Source organism: Micromonospora sp. WMMD1219 (genome assembly GCF_049315215.1).
Lineage (GTDB): Bacteria > Actinomycetota > Actinomycetes > Mycobacteriales > Micromonosporaceae > Micromonospora > Micromonospora tulbaghiae.
The window spans coordinates 5906810-5930399 of record NZ_CP186057.1 but is presented as its reverse complement, the minus strand read 5'-3'; the positions used below and the strand labels follow the sequence as shown (position 1 = coordinate 5930399).

General features: G+C 73.6%; 23 protein-coding genes. 17 read left to right on the top strand and 6 right to left on the bottom strand.

The window, feature by feature from the left end; translation table 11 throughout:
- Nucleotides 1–18 precede the first annotated feature (18 nt).
- Nucleotides 19–690 carry a response regulator transcription factor gene (locus ACN27C_RS27705; protein ID WP_120570405.1) on the top strand — a complete coding sequence of 224 codons (672 nt, stop codon included), beginning with the start codon at nt 19–21 and terminating at the stop codon, nt 688–690.
- The gene (locus tag ACN27C_RS27700) at nt 690–1970 is read left to right on the top strand and encodes a sensor histidine kinase (RefSeq protein WP_120570404.1); all 1281 of its coding nucleotides are present in this window, start codon (nt 690–692) and stop codon (nt 1968–1970) included. Before ACN27C_RS27705 ends, ACN27C_RS27700 begins: the two co-directional genes overlap by 1 nt.
- Here the strand turns inward: ACN27C_RS27700 and ACN27C_RS27695 are convergent.
- Nucleotides 1930–3036 (bottom strand): carboxypeptidase-like regulatory domain-containing protein, encoded by a 1107-nt coding sequence (locus ACN27C_RS27695; protein WP_422749142.1) that lies wholly within the window; start codon nt 3034–3036, stop codon nt 1930–1932. The genes ACN27C_RS27700 and ACN27C_RS27695 overlap by 41 nt on opposite strands.
- A gap of 231 nt (nt 3037–3267) precedes the next feature.
- On the opposite strand from ACN27C_RS27695, the gene ACN27C_RS27690 reads away from it, so the two are divergent.
- The 7 genes from ACN27C_RS27690 to ACN27C_RS27660 all read left to right on the top strand — a co-directional run bounded on the left by ACN27C_RS27690 (nt 3268) and on the right by ACN27C_RS27660 (nt 10350).
- The gene (locus ACN27C_RS27690) at nt 3268–3846 is read left to right on the top strand and encodes a hypothetical protein (protein ID WP_350817119.1); all 579 of its coding nucleotides are present in this window, start codon (nt 3268–3270) and stop codon (nt 3844–3846) included.
- Nucleotide 3847: 1 nt separating this feature from the next.
- The gene (locus ACN27C_RS27685) at nt 3848–4435 is read left to right on the top strand and encodes a copper resistance CopC family protein (RefSeq protein ID WP_350817120.1); all 588 of its coding nucleotides are present in this window, start codon (nt 3848–3850) and stop codon (nt 4433–4435) included.
- Nucleotides 4436–4616: 181 nt separating this feature from the next.
- Nucleotides 4617–5966, top strand: coding sequence for a cytochrome P450 (locus ACN27C_RS27680; RefSeq protein WP_422749139.1), 1350 nt, complete (start codon nt 4617–4619; stop codon nt 5964–5966).
- A gap of 28 nt (nt 5967–5994) precedes the next feature.
- Nucleotides 5995–7467: an MFS transporter gene (locus tag ACN27C_RS27675; RefSeq protein WP_422749137.1), complete on the top strand. Its 1473-nt coding sequence runs from the start codon at nt 5995–5997 to the stop codon at nt 7465–7467.
- The gene (locus tag ACN27C_RS27670) at nt 7464–8213 is read left to right on the top strand and encodes an SDR family NAD(P)-dependent oxidoreductase (RefSeq protein ID WP_350817123.1); all 750 of its coding nucleotides are present in this window, start codon (nt 7464–7466) and stop codon (nt 8211–8213) included. The genes ACN27C_RS27675 and ACN27C_RS27670 overlap by 4 nt, the downstream gene beginning before the upstream one ends.
- A 216-nt stretch (nt 8214–8429) precedes the next feature.
- On the top strand, nt 8430–9839 hold the full coding sequence (locus ACN27C_RS27665) for a peroxidase family protein (RefSeq protein ID WP_422749134.1): 1410 nt from the start codon (nt 8430–8432) through the stop codon (nt 9837–9839).
- A 127-nt stretch (nt 9840–9966) separates the two neighbouring features.
- A complete protein-coding gene (locus ACN27C_RS27660; RefSeq protein ID WP_013285662.1) occupies nt 9967–10350 on the top strand; it encodes a VOC family protein in 384 nt (127 codons plus the stop codon).
- 78 nt (nt 10351–10428) lie between these two features.
- Here the strand turns inward: ACN27C_RS27660 and ACN27C_RS27655 are convergent, their stop codons facing one another.
- Nucleotides 10429–11460, bottom strand: coding sequence for a hypothetical protein (locus tag ACN27C_RS27655; protein ID WP_350817125.1), 1032 nt, complete (start codon nt 11458–11460; stop codon nt 10429–10431).
- 14 nt (nt 11461–11474) lie between these two features.
- On the bottom strand, nt 11475–12119 hold the full coding sequence (locus tag ACN27C_RS27650) for a hypothetical protein (protein ID WP_350817126.1): 645 nt from the start codon (nt 12117–12119) through the stop codon (nt 11475–11477).
- 293 nt (nt 12120–12412) lie between these two features.
- On the opposite strand from ACN27C_RS27650, the gene ACN27C_RS27645 reads away from it, so the two are divergent.
- Nucleotides 12413–13036, top strand: a complete 624-nt coding sequence (locus tag ACN27C_RS27645; RefSeq protein ID WP_350817127.1) for a nuclear transport factor 2 family protein — start codon at nt 12413–12415, stop codon at nt 13034–13036.
- Nucleotides 13037–13086: 50 nt separating this feature from the next.
- On the opposite strand, the gene ACN27C_RS27640 is transcribed toward ACN27C_RS27645, so the two are convergent.
- Nucleotides 13087–13698, bottom strand: coding sequence for a PadR family transcriptional regulator (locus ACN27C_RS27640; RefSeq protein ID WP_350817128.1), 612 nt, complete (start codon nt 13696–13698; stop codon nt 13087–13089).
- Between the two features lie 131 nt (nt 13699–13829).
- On the opposite strand from ACN27C_RS27640, the gene ACN27C_RS27635 reads away from it, so the two are divergent.
- Nucleotides 13830–14684 carry an SRPBCC family protein gene (locus ACN27C_RS27635; protein ID WP_422749131.1) on the top strand — a complete coding sequence of 285 codons (855 nt, stop codon included), beginning with the start codon at nt 13830–13832 and terminating at the stop codon, nt 14682–14684.
- 46 nt (nt 14685–14730) lie between these two features.
- Here the strand turns inward: ACN27C_RS27635 and ACN27C_RS27630 are convergent, their stop codons facing one another.
- Together ACN27C_RS27630 and ACN27C_RS27625 are read right to left on the bottom strand one after the other, a co-directional pair.
- Nucleotides 14731–15564, bottom strand: a complete 834-nt coding sequence (locus tag ACN27C_RS27630) for a class I SAM-dependent methyltransferase (protein ID WP_422749129.1) — start codon at nt 15562–15564, stop codon at nt 14731–14733.
- Complete coding sequence (locus ACN27C_RS27625) at nt 15561–16142, bottom strand: nitroreductase family protein (protein ID WP_350817131.1); 582 nt, start codon at nt 16140–16142, stop codon at nt 15561–15563. The genes ACN27C_RS27630 and ACN27C_RS27625 overlap by 4 nt, the downstream gene beginning before the upstream one ends.
- Before the next feature lie 538 nt (nt 16143–16680).
- Here ACN27C_RS27625 and ACN27C_RS27620 point away from each other — a divergent pair.
- The 6 genes from ACN27C_RS27620 (at nt 16681) to ACN27C_RS27595 (ending at nt 23544) form a co-directional block, all read left to right on the top strand.
- Nucleotides 16681–18198, top strand: coding sequence for a peptidase S9 (locus tag ACN27C_RS27620; protein WP_358193372.1), 1518 nt, complete (start codon nt 16681–16683; stop codon nt 18196–18198).
- A gap of 79 nt (nt 18199–18277) precedes the next feature.
- A complete protein-coding gene (locus tag ACN27C_RS27615; protein ID WP_350817133.1) occupies nt 18278–19141 on the top strand; it encodes a class I SAM-dependent methyltransferase in 864 nt (287 codons plus the stop codon).
- 28 nt (nt 19142–19169) lie between these two features.
- A complete protein-coding gene (locus ACN27C_RS27610) occupies nt 19170–19415 on the top strand; it encodes a hypothetical protein (RefSeq protein WP_350817134.1) in 246 nt (81 codons plus the stop codon).
- A 29-nt stretch (nt 19416–19444) separates the two neighbouring features.
- Nucleotides 19445–20389: a DUF1702 family protein gene (locus ACN27C_RS27605; RefSeq protein WP_422749125.1), complete on the top strand. Its 945-nt coding sequence runs from the start codon at nt 19445–19447 to the stop codon at nt 20387–20389.
- A gap of 69 nt (nt 20390–20458) precedes the next feature.
- Nucleotides 20459–22324: an FG-GAP repeat domain-containing protein gene (locus ACN27C_RS27600; RefSeq protein WP_422749123.1), complete on the top strand. Its 1866-nt coding sequence runs from the start codon at nt 20459–20461 to the stop codon at nt 22322–22324.
- Nucleotides 22321–23544, top strand: a complete 1224-nt coding sequence (locus ACN27C_RS27595; protein ID WP_422749121.1) for an aminotransferase class V-fold PLP-dependent enzyme — start codon at nt 22321–22323, stop codon at nt 23542–23544. Before ACN27C_RS27600 ends, ACN27C_RS27595 begins: the two co-directional genes overlap by 4 nt.
- Nucleotides 23545–23590 lie beyond the last annotated feature (46 nt).

Genomic DNA, 23590 nt, shown 5'->3' with positions numbered 1-23590 from the left:
CTATGAGATCGTTAACACATGCGGGGCGGAAGATCGAACCGGCTGCTGCTGGTCGAGGACGACGCGGATCTGACCGAGATGCTCACCGAGACGCTGGGGCACGAAGGCTACCTGGTCGACCGGGCCTTCGACGGCCAGCGCGGGCTGCATCTCGGGCTGACCCGGTCGTACGACGTGATGGTCATCGACCGGATGCTGCCGGCGCTCGACGGCCTCGACCTGGTCGCCCGGCTGCGCGCCCGGGCGGTCCCGTCCCGGACCCTGATGCTCACCGCGCTCGGCACCGTCGACGACCGGATCGCCGGGCTGGACGCGGGCGCCGACGACTACCTGGTCAAGCCCTTCGACCTCGACGAACTGAGCGCGCGGGTGCGGGCGCTGTGCCGGCGTACGCCCGAGCCGACCGACGTGCTGCGCATCGGTGCCGGGGTGCTCGACCTGGGGCCACGCGAAGCGGTGCTGCCCGACGGCACCCGGGTGGCCCTGTCCACCCGTGAGTTCGAGCTGCTGCGTGTGCTGGCGGCCCGGCCGAACACGGTGCATCCGCGCGCGGTGCTGCGCCGCAAGGTCTTCGAGGAGGCCGCGGCGGCGTCGATAGTCGACACCTACGTCTACTACCTGCGGCGCAAACTCGGCCGCGCGGCGGTACGCACCGTGCACGGCCTCGGCTACCGCCTCGGCACGCTCTGATGGAGGCGGCCGAGCAGACGATCGTGCGGCGGACCCGGCTCCGGATCGGCCTGTTCGTCGGCCTCACCATCGGCGCCCTGCTGCTGCTGGCGGGCGGCATCTCCTACGCGGTCCTGGTCCGCGGCCAGAACGCGCAGATCCAGCGTGAGCTGGCATGGGGCACCGCACACGGCACCATCGCCGGCCCGCCCGCCTGCAGCTGGATCTTCGAGTACGAGGGCACCACGGTGCACACCGGCGCGAACCCGCCACCACCGGGCTTCCCGTTGCACGACGCGCTGGCCACGGTGGCGGCCACCGGGGCCACCGAGATCACCACTGTCACGCGTGACGGCACGACCTACCACGTCCGCACCGAGGCCCGCGGCGACGGTGTGGTCCAGGCGGTGTTCGACGCCCGTTTCCAGCTGTCCGACCGCCGGCACCTTTTGCTCGCGTTCAGCCTCGCGGCGGTGGTCGGGCTGCTCGCCGCCGTGCTGACCGGCATGGTCGTCGGCCGTCGAGCCGTCGCACCACTCGCGGAGGCCCTGACCCGGCAGCGCCGGTTCGTCGCGGACGCCAGCCACGAACTGCGAACCCCGATCGCCCAGGTGCACACCCGGGCCCAGCTGATCGCGCGGCGGGCGCGCCACGACGGCGCCGCCACGAACCTGGAGGACCTGGAACGGCTGATCGGCACCACCCGCCGGCTCGGCGAGATCGTCGACGACCTGCTGCTCTCGGCCCGTCTCGCCGCCGCTCCCGCCGACCGGGAACCGGACCCGCCGGTCGACCTCACCTCGCTGATCGGCGCGACGCTCGCCGCCGAGGCCGAACGTGCGGCCGAGCGCCAGGTGACCCTCACCCTGGACACCTCCGCCGGCCCGCTGCCGGTGCCGGGTGTCGAGTCGGCCCTGCGCCGGGTCGTCGGCGAACTGCTCGCGAACGCACTGGCCCACACGCCCGCGGGCGGCCGGATCGACGTGACGCTCCGGGCCGTCGACAACGTCGCCGAGATCGTGATCGCCGACACCGGGAAGGGCTTCGACCAGGCGGACGCCCGGCGGATCTTCGACCGGTTCCACCGCGGCGCGGGCTCCGGAGAGCGCCGCTTCGGCCTGGGACTGGCCCTGCTCCAGGAGGTCGTGACGAGTCACCACGGCACGATCGAGGCGGAGGGCCGGACGGGCCGGGGAGCCCGCTTCACGGTGCGCCTTCCCCGGACGCGATCGCCGGGCACCACGGGCCGGGCCTCGCGGATCAGGAACCTTCGGATGTGGCAGCTCGGCGCCGGTACGTGAGCGCCGGATCGTGGAACGCGTTCTCCGGCCCGCCGCCGGGAGGCCCGAGGTGCAGGATCGCGGTCGGCGCGTCGGCCAGGTTCCCGCCGGCCGGCAGCCGGGTCGCCGGGGGAGTCACCTCCGCCGCCGCGCCCGGTGCGCTCCTGCGCCGCACCAGCACCAGTGCGAGCGCGCCCAGGCCCGCGGCGACCAGCAGGCCGCCCAGGAGGAACATCGACGTACTGCCGCTCTCCTCGCCGGTGGCCCTGAGCGTGGGCGGCGCGGCCGCGGGAAGGTCGTCGCCGGCTGCCGCGGCGGGAGGGCTCGCCTCCTCGGCGGGCGACGGTGACGCCGTGGCCGGCGTGGCCACCGCGGCAAGGGTCAGCCGTACGGTGGCGACGTCACCGGCCCGGCCCCGCACGGTCGCGCGGGCGGTGCGGTAGCCGTCCATGGACGCGCGGACCGTGATGGACCCCTCCGCGATCGTCCGGCCGGCCCTGGAGGTGATCGAGAACAGGCCGCTGCGGTCGCTGGTCGTCCGGTACTCGTGACCAGCGCTGTCCCGGATGGTCAGGTCGGCGCCACCGATCGCCTTCCCGTCGGCGTCGCGGACCCGCCCGGAGACCCCGCTCACCCCGGCCGCCGGTGAGGCCCCGCCGGTGGACGAGGCACCCGCCCCGTGGACGTAGACCATCTTGTAGGCGTAGCTGTTCTGCCCGGCCAGCCGCACGCCGACCGAGATGTTGAGGCCGGTGGTCTCGCCCGGCCGGGCATCCGGGGCGACGAGTGTCGCGTCGAAGGTCCGGCTCTGGCCGGGACCGAGATTCGGCTCCGCCCGGCAGCCGGTGGCGCACCGCAGGCCGCCGCCCACCACCACGATCGCCGTCTCGGCCCGGCGTCCGTTGTTGGTGACGCGGAACTGCACGCGTACCGTCTCGCGGGGTTTCACGTTCTCCGCCGACACGCTCAGGATGCTCACCGTCTCCGGCGCGGCCGTCGCCGGTGCCGCCGCCACCGCGAGCGCCCCTGCGGCCAGCACGGCCAGTACGGCTGCCCGGGCCCGTCGGACACGTGAGCGCGTCGTCACTTCCCACCACCTTCGCCGAGAGCGGGCAACATCAGTCGATGGAGCCGGGGGCCACTATGCCCTGTGGCGGACGGGTCGCGCGACCCGCCCCGGCGGCCGCCCGCCCGGAGCGGGACCGTCCGGACGGGACGGACCGCAAGCGGGAAGAGGTTCCGGACCGGGGTCCGCTCCTACCGTCGAAGCCGTCCGACCGCTACGGCCCCGCCGTACGCGCCGATCCTCGGAGGCCCGATGTCCGACCGTCCTCGGCGGCTCCAGCCGGTGACCCCCACGTCGCTCGTCACGACGTGGAACACCAGTTGGCACCGCGCCGCGATCAACGTGTTCACGTTCGTCGTGCTGGCCCACTGGGCCGAGCACCTCGTGCAGGCCGCGCAGATCTGGATCCTGGGCTGGAGCCGGCCCGACGCGCGTGGCCTGCTGGGCATGCCCTTCCCGTGGCTGATCGAGTCGGAGTGGCTGCACTACGGATACGCCCTGGTGATGCTCGCCGGCTTCTGGCTGCTGCGGGACGGCTTCGTCGGCCGCGCCCGGCTCTGGTGGGGCATCGCCCTCGGCGTGCAGGTGTGGCACCACCTGGAGCACCTGCTGCTGCTCGTCCAGTCCCTCACCGGTCAGTACCTGCTGGGCCGCCCGGTGCCGACCAGCCTCGCCCAGGTCGTGTTCCCGCGGGTCGAGCTGCACCTGTTCTACAACGCCGTGGTCTTCGCGCCGATGGTGATCGCGATCGGTCTGCACCTGCGCCCCGCGTGGCACGAGCGGGCACTGATGCGGTGCAGCTGCCGTCGTCCCGCTCCCGCGGGGGCCTGACGTGCCCGCCCCCGCCGCCCGGCCGGCCCGCACCGGCTGGGCGGCCGGTGCGGCGGTGGCGGCGCTCGCGCTCGGCGTACCGCTGTTGAGCGTCCTGTCCGCCGCGGCGCCGGTCCGGATGGTCTCCGCGGCGCCCGCGGACCGGGCGGTCGTCGGCCGGCCGCCGTCGTCGGTCACGCTCACCTTCGACCGCCCGCCGGCCGGCTCCGGGACGCACCTCTCGGTCGCCGCGCCCGGGATCGCGCCGCAGGTCGGCCGCCCGGTCGTTCGCGGACGCCAGGTCAGCGTCGCCGTGCCGCCGGCCGGCGAGGGGACGTACCTGGTGGCCTATCACGCCGAGTTCGGCGCCGGCCGTGAGCTGGCCGGCACGATCCGGTTCGACGTACGCGGGGACGGGCCGCCGGCCGTCGTCGGCGACCGGCCCGACCCGCCGGTCCAGATCGACGCGGCGGGGGGCGGGCACTCGCACGGCGCGTCGGCCGAGCCGTGGGTGCTCGTGCTGCTCGGGGCCGACCTGCTGGTGCTGCTGGTCGTCGGACTGCGGCTGCTCCACCGGCGCCGGCGGGACGACCCTTCGCCGGGCAGGTGAGCGGCGCGCCGGGGTTGCACTGACTGATAGTCATACTCCACTATGACTGTTAGTCATACAGGGCGTCGGGCGGTGGCGGATTCCGTGCGCCGCCGTCCCGTCGGCTGATCGCCGCTCGCCCGCGGCGCATCCCGGCCGGCGCTGCCAGCCGGGTGGGGCGCGAGCCGCCGGGGAGGATCCGATGGTTGCCGCAGACAGGACGAAGCCAGAGGTGCCGGTGCTGCCCGGCCGGTTGCCCATAGCCGGGCACGCACCGCTGCTGATGAGCCAGGGGCTCCGGCTGATGGAGCGCGCCCGGGACACCGCGCCGGTGGTCCGGATCTACCTCGGCCGCAAACCGGTCCACGTGGTCAACGACGCCGACCTGCTGCGCCGCGTGCTGGTCACCGACGCCTCGGCCTTCGCCGGCAAGGGCCCCCTGGTCGAGAAGGCGAAACTCGTGCTCGGCAACGGCATCTCGTGCTCGACCGGCGACTTCAACCACCGCCAGCGCCGTCTCATGCAGCCCGCGTTCCACAAGGAACGCGTCGCGGGTTACGTCGACGTCATGCGCGCCATCGCCGGCGAGCGGATCGCCCGCTGGCGCGACGGCGACCGGGTCGTGATGGAACAGGAGATGCGCGAGATCGCCCTCACCGTCGCGGCCAAGGCGCTGTTCGCCTCCGACATCGGGCGGGAGGCGGTCGAGGAGTTCCGCACGTCGATCCCGATCGCGGTGAGCGGCGTGGCCGTCCGCACCATGATGCCGGCCCTCGCGGCCCTTCCCACCCCGGGCAACCGCCGCTTCGACCGGGCGCTGTTCCGGCTGCACCAGATCATCGACCGGATGATCCAGGCGTACCGGCGCGACGGCGTCGACCACGGGGACGTGCTGTCGATGCTGCTCGCGGCCCGTGACGAGGAGACCGGCGAGCCGATGCCGGACCAGCAGGTCCACGCCGAGGTGATGACCATCGCCACCGCCGCGACCGAGACCACGAACGGCGCCCTGGTGTGGGCGGCGTACGAGCTGGGCCAGCGGGAGGACGTCGAGCGCCGGCTGTACGAGGAGCTGACCGACGTGCTCAGCGACCGGCCCGTCACCGCCGCCGACCTGCCGAAGCTCGAGTACACCCGGCGCTTCCTCACCGAGGTGCTGCGGCTGTACGCGATGTGGGTGTTGACCCGCCAGACGACCCGAGCGGTCGAACTCGGCGGGTACGCCCTGCCGGCGGGCGCGACCATCATGTTCAGCCCGCAGGCGATCCACCGCGACCCCCGGATCTACCGCGATCCGCTCCGGTTCGACCCGGACCGGTGGCTGCCGGAGCGCGCGGCAGAGGTGCCCCGCAACGCGTTTCTGCCGTTCGGTTCCGGCCGCTACATCTGCATCGGCGAGCAGTTCGCCATGACCGAGATGCTCGTCGTCTTCGCCACGCTCGTCCGCCGGCTGCGCCTGCGGCCCGTACCCGGTCACGTCGTGAAGCCGTCGGTCGCCAAGGGCGGCCTGCCCAACAGCCTGCCCATGGTCGTCGAGTCACGTCGCACGTGAGACGTCGTGCACCAACCCAGGAGGAGACATGGCCGTTGCGGCCGATGAGCCCCGTTCACCCGTACGCCGGCGCTGGTGGGCGCTGACCCTGCTCTGCTTCGTGCAGTTCATGCTGGTCGTGGATGACACGGTGGTGAACGTCGCACTGCCGTCGATCCGCGAGGATCTCGGCTACTCGGCCACCGGCCTGGCCTGGGTGGTCAACGGCTACCTGCTGGCCTTCGGTGGGCTGATCCTGCTCGGCGGCCGTGCCGGTGACCTGGTCGGGCACCGCCGGGTGTTCCTCGCCGGTGTGGCCGTCTTCGCCGTGGCGTCGCTCGCCTGTGGCGTCGCGCAGGAGCCCTGGCAGCTGGTGGCGGCACGGTTCCTGCAGGGCGTCGGCGGCGCGCTGGCCTCGCCGACCGCGCTCGCCCTGATCACCCTGATCTTCGCCGAGGGCGCGGAGCGGGCCAAGGCCATCGGCCTCTGGGGCGGCATAGCGGCCCTCGGCGGCATCGTCGGCTACGTGCTGTCCGGCCTGCTCACCGACCTGGTCTCGTGGCGGCTGGTGTTCCTGATCAACCTGCCGGTCGCGATCGTCGTGCTCGCGCTGGTGCCGGCACTGGTTCCGCCCGCCGCGACGACCGCTCGCCAGCGGGTCGACATCCCGGGCGCCGTCACCGCCACGGTCGGCCTCGCAGCCCTGGTGTTCGCGCTGCTGGAGGCGCCCGGCGCCGGCTGGGGCAGCCCGCGCGCGCTCGTTCCGCTGGCGGTGGCCGTGGTGCTGCTCGCGGCGTTCGTGCTCCAGGAACGCAGGGTCGCGTACCCGCTCGTGCCGTTGCGGTTCTTCGCCAACCGCACCCGCAGCGCGGCGAACGGCACCATGATGCTCTTCACCACGGGCCTGTTCGCGATGTTCTTCCTGCTCACCCTGCACGTCCAGGAGCGCCTGGACTGGTCGCCGCTGCAGACCGGCCTGGCGTACGTACCCATGGCCGTGTGCCTGCTGCTCGGCATCGCGCTCTCGCAGCGCCTGGTCGGGCGCCTCGGCCCCCGGCCGGTGCTGCTCGTGGGACCGCTGCTCACCGCGGCCGGGCTGCTCTACCTGTCCCGGGTCGACGGGACCGAACAGTACCTGCCGGACATCCTGCCCGGCATGGTGCTCGTCGCGCTGGGCGCCGGGCTCGCCGTGCCGGTCCTCGCCACCGCCGCGATGTCCGCCACCACCGCCGAGGACGCCGGCCTCGGCTCGGGGATGCTGACCGTCGCCCAGCAGATCGGCGGTGCCGTCGGCCTGGCGCTGCTGGTCAGTCTCGCCGGGCTGAGGTCGCGGCAGATGGTCTCCGACGGCGCCGGCGAGGACGCCGCCGCCATCGGCGGCACGGTGCTCGCCTTCCAGGTCGCGGCCGTGATCCTCGTCGCCGCCGCGCTGCTCACCCTCGTCATCCGGCCGCCGCGCCCCGCGGCGTCGCCGGACCAGGCCGACAGCCCGGACCACACGTCGATCGGAGTGCCGTCATGAACCGTCTCGAGGGAAGAGTAGCGCTGGTCACCGGTTCCACCTCCGGCATCGGCCGGGCCATCGCCGCGGGATACGCCGCCGAGGGCGCCACGGTGGTCGTGCACGGCCGGGACAAGGAACGCGCCGACGCCGTGGTCGAGCGGATCTCGGCCGCCGGAGGGCGGGCCGAGGCGGTCCTCGCGGACCTGTCCCGCCCGGGGGAGGCCGGCCGGCTGGTGCGGGCGGTGCTGGACAGCCACGGCGGGGTCGACGTCGTCGTGAACAACGCCGGCGTGATGAGCATGGGCACCGCCGCCCAGGTGACCGAGGAGAACGTCGACGAGGTCCTGGCGATCAACTTCAAGGCGCCGCTGTTCGTCACCCGGGCCGCCCTGCCGTCCCTCGTGGAGCGTGGTGGCTCGGTCGTCAACGTCACCACCGCGGGCGCCCACCGGGGGTCCCCGGGCGGTGCGGTGTACGCCGCCGCGAAGGCGGCGCTGCACCTGCTGACGGTGAGCTGGGCCGCCGAGTTCGCCCCGCAGGGCGTACGGGTCAACGAGCTGATCCCCGGCGCGACCCGGACGCCGATGATGGAGCCGCTGCTGCAGGCCCCCGAGGTCCAGGCCATGCTGGCCCAGCGGATCCCGATCGGCCGGGTGGCGGAGCCGGAGGACCTGGTCGGCGCGGCCGTCTTCCTCGCCTCGGCCGAGGCGAGCTACGTGACCGGCGCGGTGCTCGCCGTGGACGGCGGCTTCCTCGCCGGCTGAGTGGCCGGGCGCGTCCGCGGCTGCGTGGCGGATCCGCAAGCCGGGAGAAGAATCCGGCACCCGACGGTGGCTATCAATGGCGAAGGGGCGCGACACCTGGTCGCGCCCCTTCGCCATCAGCCTCATGAAGGGACTGCCATGCGCCACGGCGTCACTCAGCACCGCGGCCTCCACGTGCCACCGGGGAACACCGCACAGCACGGCCGGTTCGGCCGGATGTTCCCCAACCTGCCGCCCCGCCGCCCGACCGGCCTGCCGCTGGCCGAGGAGTACGGACTTCCGGGTGGCCGGCTGGACGCGGGGGAGATCACCCCGGACAAACTGGGTCCGGTCGACACCGGCTTCGTCTACCTCGCCCAGTTCATCGACCACAACATCACCTTCGATCCCACCACCGTCCTGAACCAGCAGGTCGACCCGGAGGCGATCCAGGCGTTCCGGCCGCCGCGGCTCGACCTCGACGCGCTCTACGGCGCCGGGCCGACAGTCGACCCCTACCTCTACGACCAGGCGTCGCACGGCACCAAACTGGTGCTCGGGCCGGGCGGGACCGACTTCGCGCGTACCCCCGAGGGGGTGCCGCTGATCGGCGACCCGCGCAACGACGAGAACATGCTGATCGCCCACATCCACCTGGCGTTCATCAAGTTCCACAACCGCGTGGTGGACGGGCTGGCCGACGGCAGTCTCACCGACGCGGTCGGCGACCGGGTCCGGTCACGGCCGACGGCCCCGGGTGACGCGCCGGCCGGCCGGCTCGACGACCTGCTCTCCCTCGACAACTACTACAACGAACTCACCTACAAGGCGCAGCAGCTGGTCCGCTGGCACTTCCAGTGGATCGTGGTGCACGAGTACCTGCCGCTCTTCGTCGGGCAGCACGTCGTCGACGACATCTTCGAGAACGGCCTGCGCTTCTACGATCCCCGTCCGGTGCCGTACATCCCGGTGGAGTTCGCGGTCGCCGCGTTCCGGGTGATGCACTCGACGATCCTGCCCCGCTACCGGGTCAACGAGAAGTTCAGCGCGCCGCTGTTCCCGGCCGACCGGAACGCGCCGCCGAGCCCGCGGGCGGACCTGCGGGGCGGGCGGATCCTGCCCGAGCACTCGATCGACTGGTCGCTGTTCTTCCGGACCGACCCCAACCGGGTGCCGCAGCGGGCCAAGGCGTTCGGCGCCTCGCTCACCTCGGCGCTGCTCAACCTGCCGGTGAGCGCGGTGCCGGGAGCGAAGGAGGGCGCGCTCGCGAAGTCGCTCGGCTCGCTGGCCGTGCGGAACATGCTGCGCAGCGAGGCGCAGCAGCTGCCGTCGGGCCAGGACGTCGCACGCGCCATGGGTGAGGTGCCGCTCTCCGACGAGCTGCTGGAGTTCGACGGTCCCGCCTACCTCTGGTACTACATCCTGAAGGAGGCGGAGGTGCTCACCGGCGGGCACCGGCTCGGCCCGGTCGGCGGGCGGCTCGTGGCGGAGGTGTTGCTGGGGATCCTGAAGGGAGACCCGATGTCGTACTGCTCCGCCTATCCCGCCTGGCGGCCCACGTTGGCCGGTCAGAACGGCGTCTTCGGCATGGCCGAACTGCTCCGGTTCGCCGGTCTGGTGCCGGCCGGGCGCGGCTCCGGAGATTGACGGCCCGCCCACCCGTGTCCGGCTGGCGTGGATCGTGCGTCTCGTGCACTATGACTTTCAGTCATAGTGCACGAGACGTGAGCGCCCGGCCCCGGCGGGTGCGGGGCGGATCAGACGGAGGTTCCCTGTGGAACGTGTGACGGGCATCGGTGGTCTCTTCTTCCGGGTCAAGGACCCGACGGCGATGACGAAGTGGTACGTCGACCACCTCGGCCTCACGCCACCGCCCACTCCGGACGAGGATCGGGACTGGTGGCAGGAACAGGGCCCCACCGTCTTCGCGCCGTACGGCGCCGACGTCGAGGAGGAGACCGGGCAGGCGGTACGGCTCAACTTCCGCGTCCGGGACATGGCGGCGATGCTCGCGCAGCTGCGCGCCGCCGGCGTGGAGGTCAGCCCCGAGCCCGAGGACTATCCGGAAGGCCGGTTCGGCTGGGCGATCGACCCCGAAGGCAACCGGATCGAGCTGTGGGAGCCGGCCCCCGACCGGCTCAAGCCGCCGACGGGCTGACCGCCGGCGGGCACGACGACGGGGTGGGGCCGCCGAGGGCCCCACCCCTGTTTTCGACCTCGGATCAGGCCGCCCGCCTCACGGCGAGGGCGGTGAGGTCCGGTAGAGCCGGTTCGGAGTGTCGTCGAGGAAGTCGCGCGGGTCCAGCCGGAAGCCCGTGAAGCGGTAGGGCACGATCCGGTGTTCCTCGCCGGCCGTCCGCGGCTCGACGTGCTGGCGCAGCGCGTACCACAGGCTGACGTCGTTCTCCTCGCCCACCGAGGCGCCCGTCTCAGCCGCGTACCTCGAGGTCAGGACGCTGTCGTCGGTGCCGACCTCGTAGCCGTCGTCCAGGTTGCCCCGGTAGGGCGCGACCCAGAGGTCGGCGCTGCTGGTGCGGCCGTCCGGGCCGATGTTCGACCCCGGCAGCAGCTCGTAGGAACGGAGCAGGCCGTTGGGCTTGGGCGCGTCGCTCGCCACCCGCAGCCGGGAGCCGGGCTCCAGCGTGTAGGCCCCACGCGACACGTTCTGCCACTGGGTCGCGGCGGCCCCGCCCCGGGTGCCGAGCTGGACGGTGTTCCCGCCGATCGTCGCCACGTCCGGGTCGAGCCGGTAGTAGTGGTGATGGGTGTGCGGCAGGCCCGCCACCGGGCCGGCGGCCGGGCGCCCACCGACACCCACCGAGGCGGCGATGACGCCGTCCTCGAAGAGCTCCCAGCGGTGCACGTACTGGTAGTCGCCGGCCTGGAACTTCGCCCAGAAGGCGACCTTCGCCGGCTCGATGCCGCTGGGGCCGTACCGCTCGACGTGGACCGCGCCGGTCGGATTGGCGGCGGCGTCGTACTGGCTGTCGTTGGTGGCGATCGCCGACGGGGGCAGGTCGCTCCCGGCCGCGTTGGGCGCCGTGGGCAGCAGCGGCACCAGGGGCGACCCGCCGCCCCGGGCGCCGAGGCCGTTCTTGGTCACGCCGTGCGTCGGGCCGTGGTCGACCAGGGTGAAGGCCAGCTCGCCCCGGAACAGGACGGGTCGGCCGTCGAAGTGGGCGTGGGCGAGCCGCAGCCCGGTGCCCTGCATCGTGTTGATCGAGTATCCGAAGGTCCAGTTGGCGTGGGTGATGTAACCGCCAGGCATTGGTTGTCTCCTCGTCAGTTGTGGGGAGCCTGGGTCTGCGGCCCCGGCGCGGTGCCCCGCGCCTCGTCGGTCGAGACGACCTCGCGGGTGCTCAGGTCGACCGCCGCCTGCCCGACCCGGGTCGGCGCGTCACCGCGGGACCAGAAGTAGAGCTGGAAGAGCCGGTGGCCGAAGCGGGAGTTCTCCTCGATCTGGGCCGCCCGGGCCGGCAGGGCGACCATGTCGACCGGACCGCGGGCGCGCAGCGCCTCGTACCGGTCGTCGGCCACGACCAGCTCGTACGCCTCCTCCCGCTCCTCCGCGGTCAGTGCGGGCTGGATGCCCGGCCGTTCGACGATCGCCTCCACCACGCCGGCCCGCAGGTCCAGCACGGCGATGACGAGGACGCTGCGGTCGTAGTCGTAGATGACCGCCTCGGCGAGGCGGACCGACACCTGGGCGTCGGCGACCTTCTGCTCCTCCTCGCGGAACTCGATGTCGATCAGCCGGTGCCGGTTGCCGCCCAGACGCTCGGCGACCAGGGGGTCGGCGTCGATGGCGGCGGCCACCCGGTCCTTGATCTGGCCGAGCAGGTCGAGGAAGACGGAGGTGGAACCGGGCTGGTCCTGGACCAGTTCGAGAAGTTGGCTGACTTCGTGGGAATGCAGCAGTGCAGGCATTCTGTCCTTCCTCACAGTTGTGCGGCCGTGGGCGGGCGCTTCCCCAGGAAGATCGGCGGGGCCGCTCCTCAGCCGACTTGAAGAATCGTTTACCGATCTCCGTTCGGAGACGTGGCACACCGATCTCCCTCCATTGGTAGGTGCGCACCGCCCGTGCGGCTTCTTCCCCCTTGCTGCGCAGCCGTCCGCCGGCCGCCCGCAATCGGCCGGGTAAGCGCGGCAAGCTGCGAGAAGTTCGGTGACCGCGGTGGCCGTACGAATGGAGGAGCGGCACAGCAGAATAGGAGAGCCACGTGAATGACCTGCGCGTGTTCGGCGAACAACTCCGGACGTTGCTGAGTGGGCTGCTGGGATTCGGGGACCCCGGCGCTCCGGAGCGCAACAGCCGACTCATCCACCAGATTTTCGAGTGGTACAACCAGGGTGATCTCGACTCCATCGTGGAGAGCGTCACCGACGATTTCGAACTGCACGACGTGCCGGCCGGGCAGATCTACCGCGGGCCGGACGGACTGCGCCGCTGGTTCTCGATCTCCAAGACCGCGCTGCCCGAGGCGCGGCTGTTCATCACCAACCTGATCGCCGACGGCGAGAAGGTGGCCAGTGAGCACGCCGGCGGCGGTCTGCAGACCGGCCCGCTGGAGGTGCCGGGCGGCACTGTCCCGCCGACCAACCGGCTGGTGAAGGCCGAGGTGGCCGAGACCTTCGAGTTCCGCGACGGGCGGATCTTCCGCTGGCGCGTCTACTACGACGGTGCGGCGCTCGCCGCGCAGCTGCTGGGACCCGAGGCGGGCGGGTCCACCGCGCCCGCCGCCGGAGGGCCGGCCACCGCGTCGTCGACGCCGGGCACCACGGGCTCGTCCGCCGACGCGGCGGCCTCCCGGCCGGCACCGGGTGGCGCATCCGCTCGGGACTGACGCCGGACCCGCCGGGGCCCGTCCGTCCGGACGGGCCCCGGTCGCGCGTCTCAGCGGTCCTGCGGTCCCGGCGGTGCGGGGGGCCCGGCCGGCGTCGCCGGCGGGCGGAGACGTTCGAGTTCGGCCAGCACCGCCTCCACCGCGGCGGTCTCCGCGGCGTAGTAGGCCTGGCCCCACACGGCCACCAGATGCGGGTACTGGAAGTCGGGCAGCAGCCCACGCCCGACCTCGCCCAGGTCGGCGCGCTGCTCCCGGAGCCAGGACAGGTAGCCCCGCAACGCGCGGTGCAGCTCCTCCGGGTCCGCCTGGTGGCCGAAGAACAGACGCAGCATCACGCTGTGCTTGATCACCGGCGGATCCACCTCGTCCCTGCTCAGCCACGCCCGCAGGGCCGCCACCCCGGCGTCGGTGATCCGGTAGTACCGCTTGGTTTGCGAGCCGCGCTGCGTGTCCTGCCGCTCGCTGATGTAGCCCTGGGCCAGCAGCCGGCGCAGCTCGCTGTAGACCTGGCTCTGCGCCGGGCTCCAGTAGAAGAAGCGCATGTTCATGGACCACTTGCGCAGGTCGTAACCGGTCAGTTCGCGTCCGAAGGAGAGCAGGCCGAGAACCGCGTACGCGGTGGCCGGCAGGCCGGGCGCCCCGGGCCGGTGGGGATCTGCCACGATGTCCTCCTTGCGGTGGGCGGCTGCGGCTTCCACTATGACTATTAGTCCTAGTGCGGCGCTCGGCGGGATGCGAAGTTGCCGGAGGATCTTCCCACTTCGTGCCGGACCGCTCGGTGGAGGGAGCTGCCATGGCACCGGCACGTCTGATGGTGTCCACGACCGTCAACGCCCGCCGGTCGGCCGTCTACGCCGCGCTGACCGATCACGAGGCGTTGGCCGGCTGGTTCGCCGAGCGGGTGGAGACGCAGCCCGATGCGGGCTGCGTCCGTACCGATGGAAGCTTCACCCCGAGATGGGCCAGCGGCGCACTGCGGACGATCGACGCGCAACCGGGCCGGCGGCTGGCGCTCTGCTGGGAGGCCGGCGCCGGTTCGCCGGTGGAGATCGAGCTGGTGTCGGTGCCGACCGGGCGCACCGGCGTCCGGTTCGTCCAGTGGTCGCCTCCGGGCGGCGGCCCCGACGACCCCTCCGCCCTGGACTTCTGGTGCCTGGCCGCGGGCAACCTCGCCAACCACCTGGAGGGCCGCCCGGTCGTCCGGCACGACTTCGCCCGCCCCCGGCGCGGTACGGCCCGGGCGGAGGCGACACTGGCCGTCCCCGCCCGGCGGGTGTACGCGGCGCTGACCGTGCCGGCGGAGCTGGACCGGTGGATCGCCGCCACCGCTGTGGTCTCGCCCAGGGTCGGCGGCCGGTACGACTTCGGCTGGGGAGACGACCTCGGTCCCCGGTCGATCGTCGACCTGGAGCCCTCCCGGTCGCTGGCGTACACCTGGCGGGAGCGTGGGCACCGGGACAGCGTCGTGCGATGGACGCTGCGTCCCTGCGGGCGCGGCACCACCGTGCGGGTGCAGCACGACCTGGGCGGCCGCCCCGCCGATCGGCACCAGATCGGCTGGGAGAACTTCCTCATCGACCTGCAGCGGATGCTCGCCTCCGGGAAGGACTGGCAGCGCAGCGTCTGGCAGGACGAGCCGGTCCGCTGACGCGGCGCGGCCGCCGGTCGGCGGTGCCCGCCCGCACCGCGACGGGTCACCCCCGGCCGGCTACCGGGGACGTCCGGGTCGCGCTCACCGCCCAGAACCGGGACCGGCCCTCGCGCAGGTCGGCCTGCGCGGTGAGGATCAGTGCGAGGAGCTGGTCGGCGGCGGAGGGCGGGAGGTGGCGCAACGCATCGTGGCGCCGCCGGATCAGGGCCAGTTGCGCCGTGCGCAGCGCGTCCGCCGCCTCGACCGTGACGTCGACCGAGCGCGGTATGCCGAACCCGGCCTGCCGCAGGCGGACCTCCAGCCCGTCCCGGGCGGCGCCGCGGGGGCGGCCGGGTCGATGGTGGACCAGCTCGCCGAGCAGGATCCGTCCCCCGGGGCGCGTCGCGAGGGCGGCCTGACGCAGCACTGTTGCCAGGTCGTCCCCGGTGCGGGCCGGTTGCAGCACCAGCACCCGGTCGAAGGGTGGGCCGGAGGTGCCCTCCGACGCGGATCCGGCGATCCGCACGCGCGCGGCGACGTCGGGCGGCAACGCCCGGGCGCGGCGCCGGGCGTGACCGCGCCGGACCGGGTCCGGCTCCACCGCGGTCACCGCACAGCCCACCCCCAAGGCGAGGTACCGGGACGTCTCACCGCCGTCGGAGCCGAGGTGCAGGACCCGGTCCGAGGCGTGCAGCGGCAGTTCCCCGACCGCCCGGTCGAGCAGCGCCGGACCGGCGTACGAGCCGAACTCCCAGCCCCGGTGGGCCGGCCCGAACCAGATCAGCCGCCACAGGCGGTCGGTGGCCCAGTCACCGGGCCAGGCCGGCACGGCGGCGGCCGGCACGGTAGCGGCCGGTGCGGTGGCGGCCGGTGCGGCGGGCTCGGGCGTGCCGGTCACGAGATCCCCTCCCCGTCCGACGGCGCGCCCCAGCTCCCGGTGAAGACGATGTCCGCCAGCGGCAGACGGGAGCGGGGCAGGGGAGTCCGGGAGGGGTCGGCGGTGGCCCGCCCAACGGCGAGTACGACGAACGGCTCGAACTCCGCCGGCACCTCGAACGCCGCCACCAGGGCACGACGGCGGAACCCGCCGAGCTGCACGGTGTGCCAGCCGGTGGCCCGTGCCTGCACGCTGAGCCGGGCGACCGCGAGACCCAGCTCGTACTCGGTGCCGAGCAGCGGAGCGCCGTCGACGCCGCGGACCTGACGCAGGGCCAGGACCAGCGCCCCGGCGTCGCCGGCGATCGTGCGGTTCGCCGGGGTGAGCGCGCCGTGCATCTCCTGGAAGGCGCGGTCGCCGTTGCGCCCGACGACGAAACGCCAGGGCTGCCGGTTCCAGCTGGAGGCGGTCCACCGGGCGGCCTCCAGCAGCCCCGCCAACCGGGTCCAGGGCAGCGCCGACCCGTCGAAGATCTGCGTGCTCGCCGGGGGCGTCAGTAACGGGTGCACCACGCCGTTCGTGGCCGAAAGTCCATTCACGCGCGGAGATCCCTCCCTGGCCGGCCAGCCGGACACCCGGCGGTTCCGCACCATTCAAGGCCGCCGGGCAACGCCGTTCCACTCGAATCTTGCTCAAACGTCGTCCGTCGATACGAGCAAGATCCGAGAAGTTCGCGCTCGCGTCGTCCCGGTACGAATTGATCGCTGCGCCGGCATGCCGCCGCAAGCCAGTGACGTGTGATTCAGGGAGGTTTGGCGTGCGATTCAGTTCAGCGGCCCGTCGCCGATCCGATGGGCCGGTCCGACGCGACCGGCCGGTGTCGTGAAGCGGGCGGCCCGCGGCGCAGGAATCGCCGGCGCGGGAACGGACGGATTCCGCCTTCGGCTTCTCGCCTCCGATCCGAACGGTTCCGGGGACGGGGCGATATCGCCCGACGGAACCAGATTCGTCGCCTCCTCCAAGCGAAACGGATCGGTCAATCTATGGTTCTTCGATCTGCGTTCCGGGAAATGGCAGCAGGGCACCTGGGGTTCCGGTGACGACATCGAGGCGCAGTGGTCGCCGGACAACGAACAGTTGGCCTTCACCTCCTCCCGCGGTGGTCACAAGGCGATCTGGCTGTACCGGCTCAGCGACGGCCAGACCCGCCAGCTGACCTCGGCCGGACACGAGGAGGAGTACCCCTCCTGGTCCCCGGACGGCCGGACCGTCGCCTACGTCGGCGGGCCCTGGGGCAGGCGGCACTTCCTGGTGGTGCCCGCCGACGGCGGCGCGCCTCGCCGGGTGACCGCCGAGCCTGGCCGCGCGGGCGCCTGCTCCTGGGCGCCGGACGGACGCTGGCTGGTCTGCCACTCGTACGACACCGGCGCGGGAGCGGTGTGGTTGCTGGACAGCCGGACCGGGGAGGCGATCCCGGTCACCGACGGCTCCTCGTGGGACTACAAGCCGACCATCTGCCCGACCCGGCCGGCGGTCGCCTTCTCCCGCAGCGACGAGGGGCGGTCCGTCATCTGGGTGCAGCGGCTCGCCGACGGGGTGGGCCGGCCGCTCGTCGTCACCGGCGCGGACGACCGGTGGCCCACCTGGACCCGGGACGGGAACCACCTCTTCTTCCACCGGCTGGTCGACGAGGGCGCGGGCATCGCGGTGTGGGACCGGCGGACGAAGGCGGTGCGGGAACTCGTGCCGGCCGAGGAGAAGCCCCGGTACGCGTCCTTCGCGCCGGACGGCCGCCGGATCGTGTACGGCACCGAGGCGGACGGGCGTTCGACGCTGCGCATCCTGGACCTGGCGACCGGGGTGTCCCAGCCGGTGCCGGCCGGCGAGGCCGCCTTTCCCTCCTGGTCCCCGGACGGCCGGACGATCGCCTGCGCGCTCCGGCCCGATCCCACCTCGCGATGGGAGATCGCGACGGTCGACGTGGCGGGCGGTCAGCCGCGCGTCTGGACCGCGGACCGTGACGACCTGCGGGGACTGCATGCGCCCGTCTCCTTCGCACCGGACGGGCGGCGCCTGGTGTTCCGCAGCGAGACGGAGCCGTTCGAGGCGAACCTGCTCGTCCTCGACCTCGACAGCGGCCGGATCACCAACCTCACCGACGACAGCTGGTGGGACGAGGCGCCGGCCTTCACCCCCGACGGGCGCGGCGTCGTCTTCATGTCCACCCGGGGAGGCAACTGGACCTGGGGCTTCTACCGCATCGACCTGGACAGCGGGGAACTGCTGACGCTGGCCGGGCCGGACTACGTGGAGCGGAACAACCCGCGGTCCACGGCGGACGGCCGGATCCTGTCGACGATGGTCGCCTCGAAGGTCGAGGAACTGTACGAACAGCTACCCGACGGCACCGGCCGGGTGGTGACCGAGGCGGGGCCGGGCGTCCGCTACCCGGTGCCGTCCGCAGACGGCGAGCAGGTGCTCTTCACCCGTACCCGCACCACGGTCGAGTACTGGCTCGCGGAGAACGTGTGGGCCGCCGACTCACCGCTCGCGCCGCTCGGCCGCCCGCTGGTCGCCGCGACCGCGCCGGCGGGGGTGATCGAGCAGCCGCCGCTCGGTCCGGTGCGCAGCCCCGTCGACACCCGCCGCAGATGACGGATGTGACGCCGTCCCATCCGGTCGGGTGGGCGATGACCGCGCGATCAGCCGACGCGTGTGACAGGAGGAGCAGGAGATGACCGGAGCACCGCCGGGGGCGTCGCGGGAGAACGCCGCCCCGGACGAGGACGACAAGAACCGCATCTACGACACGGTGACCGGCCCGCTCTGGCGGACGACCGTCTACGAGCCGGTCCACGGCGGGTGGGAGTTCACCAACATCGCCGGGGCACCGCTGCTCGACGACGTCGCGGCGACCTTCCGGGTCGGTCCGCTGACCCATGTGCTCGAACTCTGCTCCGGCACCGGCGCGGTCGCCCGGTACCTCAACCAGCGGACCGGGTGCGCCGTCACCGGCGTGGAACTGAACGCCGCCCAGCTCGCCTGCGCGCGCCGGGCCCGCGCCGAGGCCGGCCCGGGGGCGGCGCGGGTGTCGTTCGTGGAGGGCGACGTGACCCGGTGGCAACCGGACCGGCTCTACGACCTGGCGCTGGTCGTCGACTCGCTGTCCCTGCTGTCGGACCCGGTGGCGGCGCTGCGCAACGCCCGCCGGGCGTTGTGCTCTGCCGGGTGGCTGGTCTTCGCGGACACCATGGCGGGGCCGGAGACGACAGCGGCGACGCAACGCCGCGCCTGGGACCTCGACGGGCTGCGCCCGCTGCCCGGCGGTTCGCGGTCGGACGACCTGTTCACCGCGGCGGGCCTGGTGGACGTGCACCTGGTCGACGCGACCGACATCGCCGTCGCCTGCTTCCAGACCATCGCCGACGCGACCACCGAGCGGGCCGGCGAACTCGCCGCCGTGGTGACGGCGGAGGAACTCGCGGACTGGCGCACATCCACCGACTTCTACCTCGACGCCTACCGGAGCGGGCAGCTCACGTACTGGCACGGGCTCGCCCGTCGGCCCCGCCGGGCCACCGCCCGCCAGGCGGCCTGACCCGCCCTCGACAACGAACGGAGCAGACATGATCTTCAAGCGTGAGCCCGTCATCTTCCAGGTGGCGCTCTTCGCCCTGTTCAACCTCCTGGCCGCGTTCGGGGTGATCGGGTGGTCCTGCGCCCAGATCGCCGCCGTGAACGCCGCTGTCGCCGCCGCCTTCGGCGTCATCACCCGCGGGCTGGTGACGCCGCTGAGCGACCCCCGGGACGCGTACGGCCGGCGGCTCGCCCCCGCCGGCGGGGGGCCGGACGACGATCGGTCCCACCGGTGACGAGCGGCAGGCGACAGGGGCGTCTGTTCGTGCCGCCCCTGTCGCCGGCGCTCGTCGAACTCGCCGGACGGCGACACCGGCGCGGGGAGGTGACCAGCCGGCTGACCCTGCAGACCCGCGCGCTCGCCTTCGTCGAGGGCTACCGGCTGCGCCGTGCCGGACGCCACGACATCCACGACGAACTGGCGCTGATCGAACCCGTCAACCGCGGGTTCGCGTACGAGGGGGCCGCACTGGCCGCGGCCCTGGCCGACCTCGCCACGCCGCGGAGGGCCGCGGCGCCGGGTAGCCGGGACGGCCGGCACACCCGGCTGGGACACCTGCTCGACGGCCCCGGGGCGGGCTTCGTCCACCTCATCCACGTCGGGGCCGGCTGGTCGGCCGCCGTGCTGCCCTGGCGGACCGTCCACCGCCGGCTGCCGCTCGACCCGCTGCTGCGCTGGCTCGTCCTGGACGGCGCCGGGTTCGCCCGCGGCTTCTTCGGCGGGCCGGGCCTGATCCGCCGGCTGGCATTCCGGCCGGACCGCGACGATTCCGTCCAGACGGTGCTCCGGCAAGGGTTGGGCCGCAGCCTGTGGTTCGTCGAGTGTGGTGACGTCCCCGCGATCGGCCGGCGGATAGAAGGGTTCCCACCGGACCTGCGGCCCGAGTTGTGGGCCGGTGTCGGCCTTGCCGTCTGCTACGCGGGCGGCTGCTCGGACCGCCAGTTCGAACACCTCCAGACGCTGGACGGCCGGGAACGCGCCGCGCTGGCCCAGGGCGCCGCCTTCGCGGCCGAGGCCCGGCGCACCGCCGGTCATGTGCCCGCACACACGGCGGTGGCCGTGGCCGCGCTCACCGGCGTACCGGCCGACACGGCCGCCAACTGGGCACGGGACTCCCGCGATTCCGCCCTCGCCCTCGGCCCCGAGATCGACTCCTACCGGTGGTGGCAGCGGGAGATCCGCCGCCGGGCAACCGCGGCGGCCGGCTGAGCCTCGGCTCCACCGGCCCCGACCCGCACCCGCCGGCGGCGCCCGCCGCCACGAGCAGGGAGAAACCCCATGTCCTTGTCACCGCGTCGCATGCTGCCCGGAGCACTGGTGATCGTGCTGGTCGCCGTCCTCGGCGTGCTCACCGTCCGGCCGTCGCCGAGCCCTCGCGAGGCCGCCGTGCTGGCCGCCCGCTTCGCCTTCGACGTACGCCCGCTGAACACCGCCCCTGCCGGGGCCAGGAACGTTCGTGAGGTCGCGCCCGAGCTGTCGGGCATCCGGTCCTGGATCTCCGCGGTGGGTGCCGCGGTCGCGCTGCTCGACGCCGACGGCAACCGGCGTCAGGACGACGTGTGCCTCGTCGATCCGCGGGACGACTCGGTGCGGGTCTTCCCGGTGCCCGGCACCGGGAAGCGCTATCCGCCGGCGTCACTCGCCGCGCCACCTGGCCCGATCGACCGCGTCGCGCCGATGGGCTGCGTCCCGGCGGACCTCGACGCGGACGGCGACAGCGACCTCGTCGTCTACTACTGGGGCCGCTCCCCGGTGCAGTTCCTGCGGGTCGCCGACGGATGGCGCCCGGTGGAACTGGTCCAGCCGCCGCAGGTGTGGAACACCACGGCGCTCGCGGTGGGCGACCTGGACGGTGACGGCGCGGCCGACATCCTGGTCGGCAACTACTTCCCCGACGGTGCCCGGGTGCTCGACCCGAAGGCCGCCGGGGACGGGCGCATGCGGATGCAGGCGGGCATGGCGGACGCCGGGAACGGCGGCACGAACCGGGCCTTCCTCTCCCGCCCCGGTGCCCCCGACACGGCGCCGGCCTGGCTCGACGCGTCCACCGGCGTGCCCGACCGGGTCGCCCGCTCCTGGACGCTCGCCATCGGGATGCAGGACCTCACCGGGGACCTGCTGCCGGAGGTCTACCTCGCCAACGACTTCGGTCCGGACCACCTCCTGGTGAACCACTCCCGGCCGGGTCGGCTCGACCTGCGCCCGGTCCGGGGCGAGCGGACCGCGCTGACGCCGAAGTCGAAGGTGCTGGGCCGGGACTCGTTCAAGGGCATGGGCGTGGCCTACACCTACCCGGACGGCGCCGACCTGCCGACCATCGTGGTCAGCAACATCACGACCCCCTGGGGGCTGCAGGAGAGCAACTTCGCCTTCACCCCGGACGGCGAGGGCTCCGACCTGCTCGACGGCCGGCTGCCGTACCGGGACCGCAGTGAACCCCTGGGCCTGTCCCGCAGTGGCTGGGGCTGGGACGTCAAGGCCGTCGACTTCGACGGCGACGGCACCGACGAGTTGTTCCAGGCGACCGGCTTCATGGCCGGGGACCGCTGGCGCTGGCCCGAACTCCAGGAACTCGCGATGGCCAACGACCAGGTGCTCCAGCACCCGTGGGCCTGGCCGCACTTCCGCCCCGGTGACGACGTCTCGGGCCACCAGGCCAACGTGCTCTGGACGCGGGGGCCCGACGGCCGGTACGTCGACGTGGCCGCCCGGAGCGGGCTCGGTCACCTCGACGTCAGCCGCGGCATTGCCGTCGGCGACGTGGACGCCGACGGCCGCCCGGACGCGCTGGTGGCGAACCAGTGGCAGGACAGCCGGCTGCTGATGAACCGCTCCCGGTCGGCCGGCCGGTCCACGCTGGTCCTGCTGCGCGCCGGCGCGGACGGACGGCAGCCCACCCCCGCACTCGGTGCCTCGGTCGTCGTCCGGCCCGGAGAGGGCCGGCCGGCCCTTCGCGCCCAGCTCTATCCCAGCAACGGCCACGCCGGCGCCTCCAGCACGGAACTCTTCTTCGCCGTCGACCGGGAAGCCCCGTACACGCTGTCCTGGCGGACGGCCGGCGGGGTGCGGACGGCGGAGGTGCGGCTGGCACCGGGCCGGCACGAACTGGTGATGCACGACGACGGCCGGGTGACGACACGATGAGGGCCCGCACGAGCCGGCCCGTCGCGACACCGGCCCACGTCGACCCGCCGCGGACCGCCGCCGTCCGTCCGCCCGGCGGACGGGACCAGGACCCGCTGCCGGGCGGGCCGCCGGCCGCGGGGGACACGCCCCGCCACGTCATCAACGCGACGAGCGTCCTGGTGCACCCCGGCCTCGGCCGGGCCGTCCTCTCCGGTTCGGCCCGGCACGCGGTGGCCGTGGCCTCCGGCTGCACCGACCTGGAGTACGACCTGCACAACGGGCAGCGGGGGCGGCGCGGCCGGGAGACGGTCGCCGCCCTGCTCGCCGCGGTGCCGACGGCGGCCGCGGCCTACGTGGTCAACAGCAACCCGGCCGCGCTGGTGCTCGCCGCGACGGTGCTCGCGCCCGGCCGGGAACTGGTGATCAGCCGGCGGGAGCTGTACGAGATCCGGGACGGGTTCCGCCTGCCCGAACTGCTCACCTCGACCGGCGCCCGGCTCTGCCCGGTCGGTACGGCGGACGGGGCGGTGCTGGAGGACTACCGGCAGGCGGTGTGGTCCGGCACCGGGTGCGTGCTCACCCTGGTGCCGGGCCGCTCCGCCACCGACGTCCCGGCCGACCGGCCGGACGTGGCGGCCCTGGCCGGCCTGCACGTCCCGGTGATCGCGGACATCAGCTCCGGCCTCCTGCGTCCCGAGCCCGCGCTGCCCGGTGAGCCGGACGCGGAGACCGCCCTGCGGCAGGGCGCCACGCTGGTCACCGCCAGCGGCGACAAGTTGCTGGGCGGTCCGCAGACCGGGCTGCTGCTCGGCGACCGGGCGGTGATCGAACAGGTGCGGCGACATCCGCTCGCCCGGGCGATGCAGGCGGACAAACTGGCCCTGGCCGCGCTCCGCGCGACTGTCGCCCACGGCGGCACCCCGACGCTCGCCGCCGTCCGGGCCGCTCCCGACGACCTGCGGGCCCGGGGCGAGTCGCTCGTCGGCGCGCTGCGGGCCGGGGGAGTCGCCGCCGAGCTGGTCGAGTCCCACGTCACGGTGCTCAGCGGCGCCAGCACCCGGCTGCACAGCTTCGCGGTGGCGGTCGACCAGCGGCTCGCCGGCCGGCTACGCGCGGGAGACCCGGCCGTGGTGGGCGACCTGCGGGACGGACACCTGTTGCTCGACCTGCGCTCGGTGCCCGCCGGCAACGACACCGACCTGGTCGTGGCGGTGCTCGCGGCCGCGTCCCGGCCTTGATCAGGTAGGGCAATCCGCGAGAAGTCGCCCCGGCACGCCGACGCAT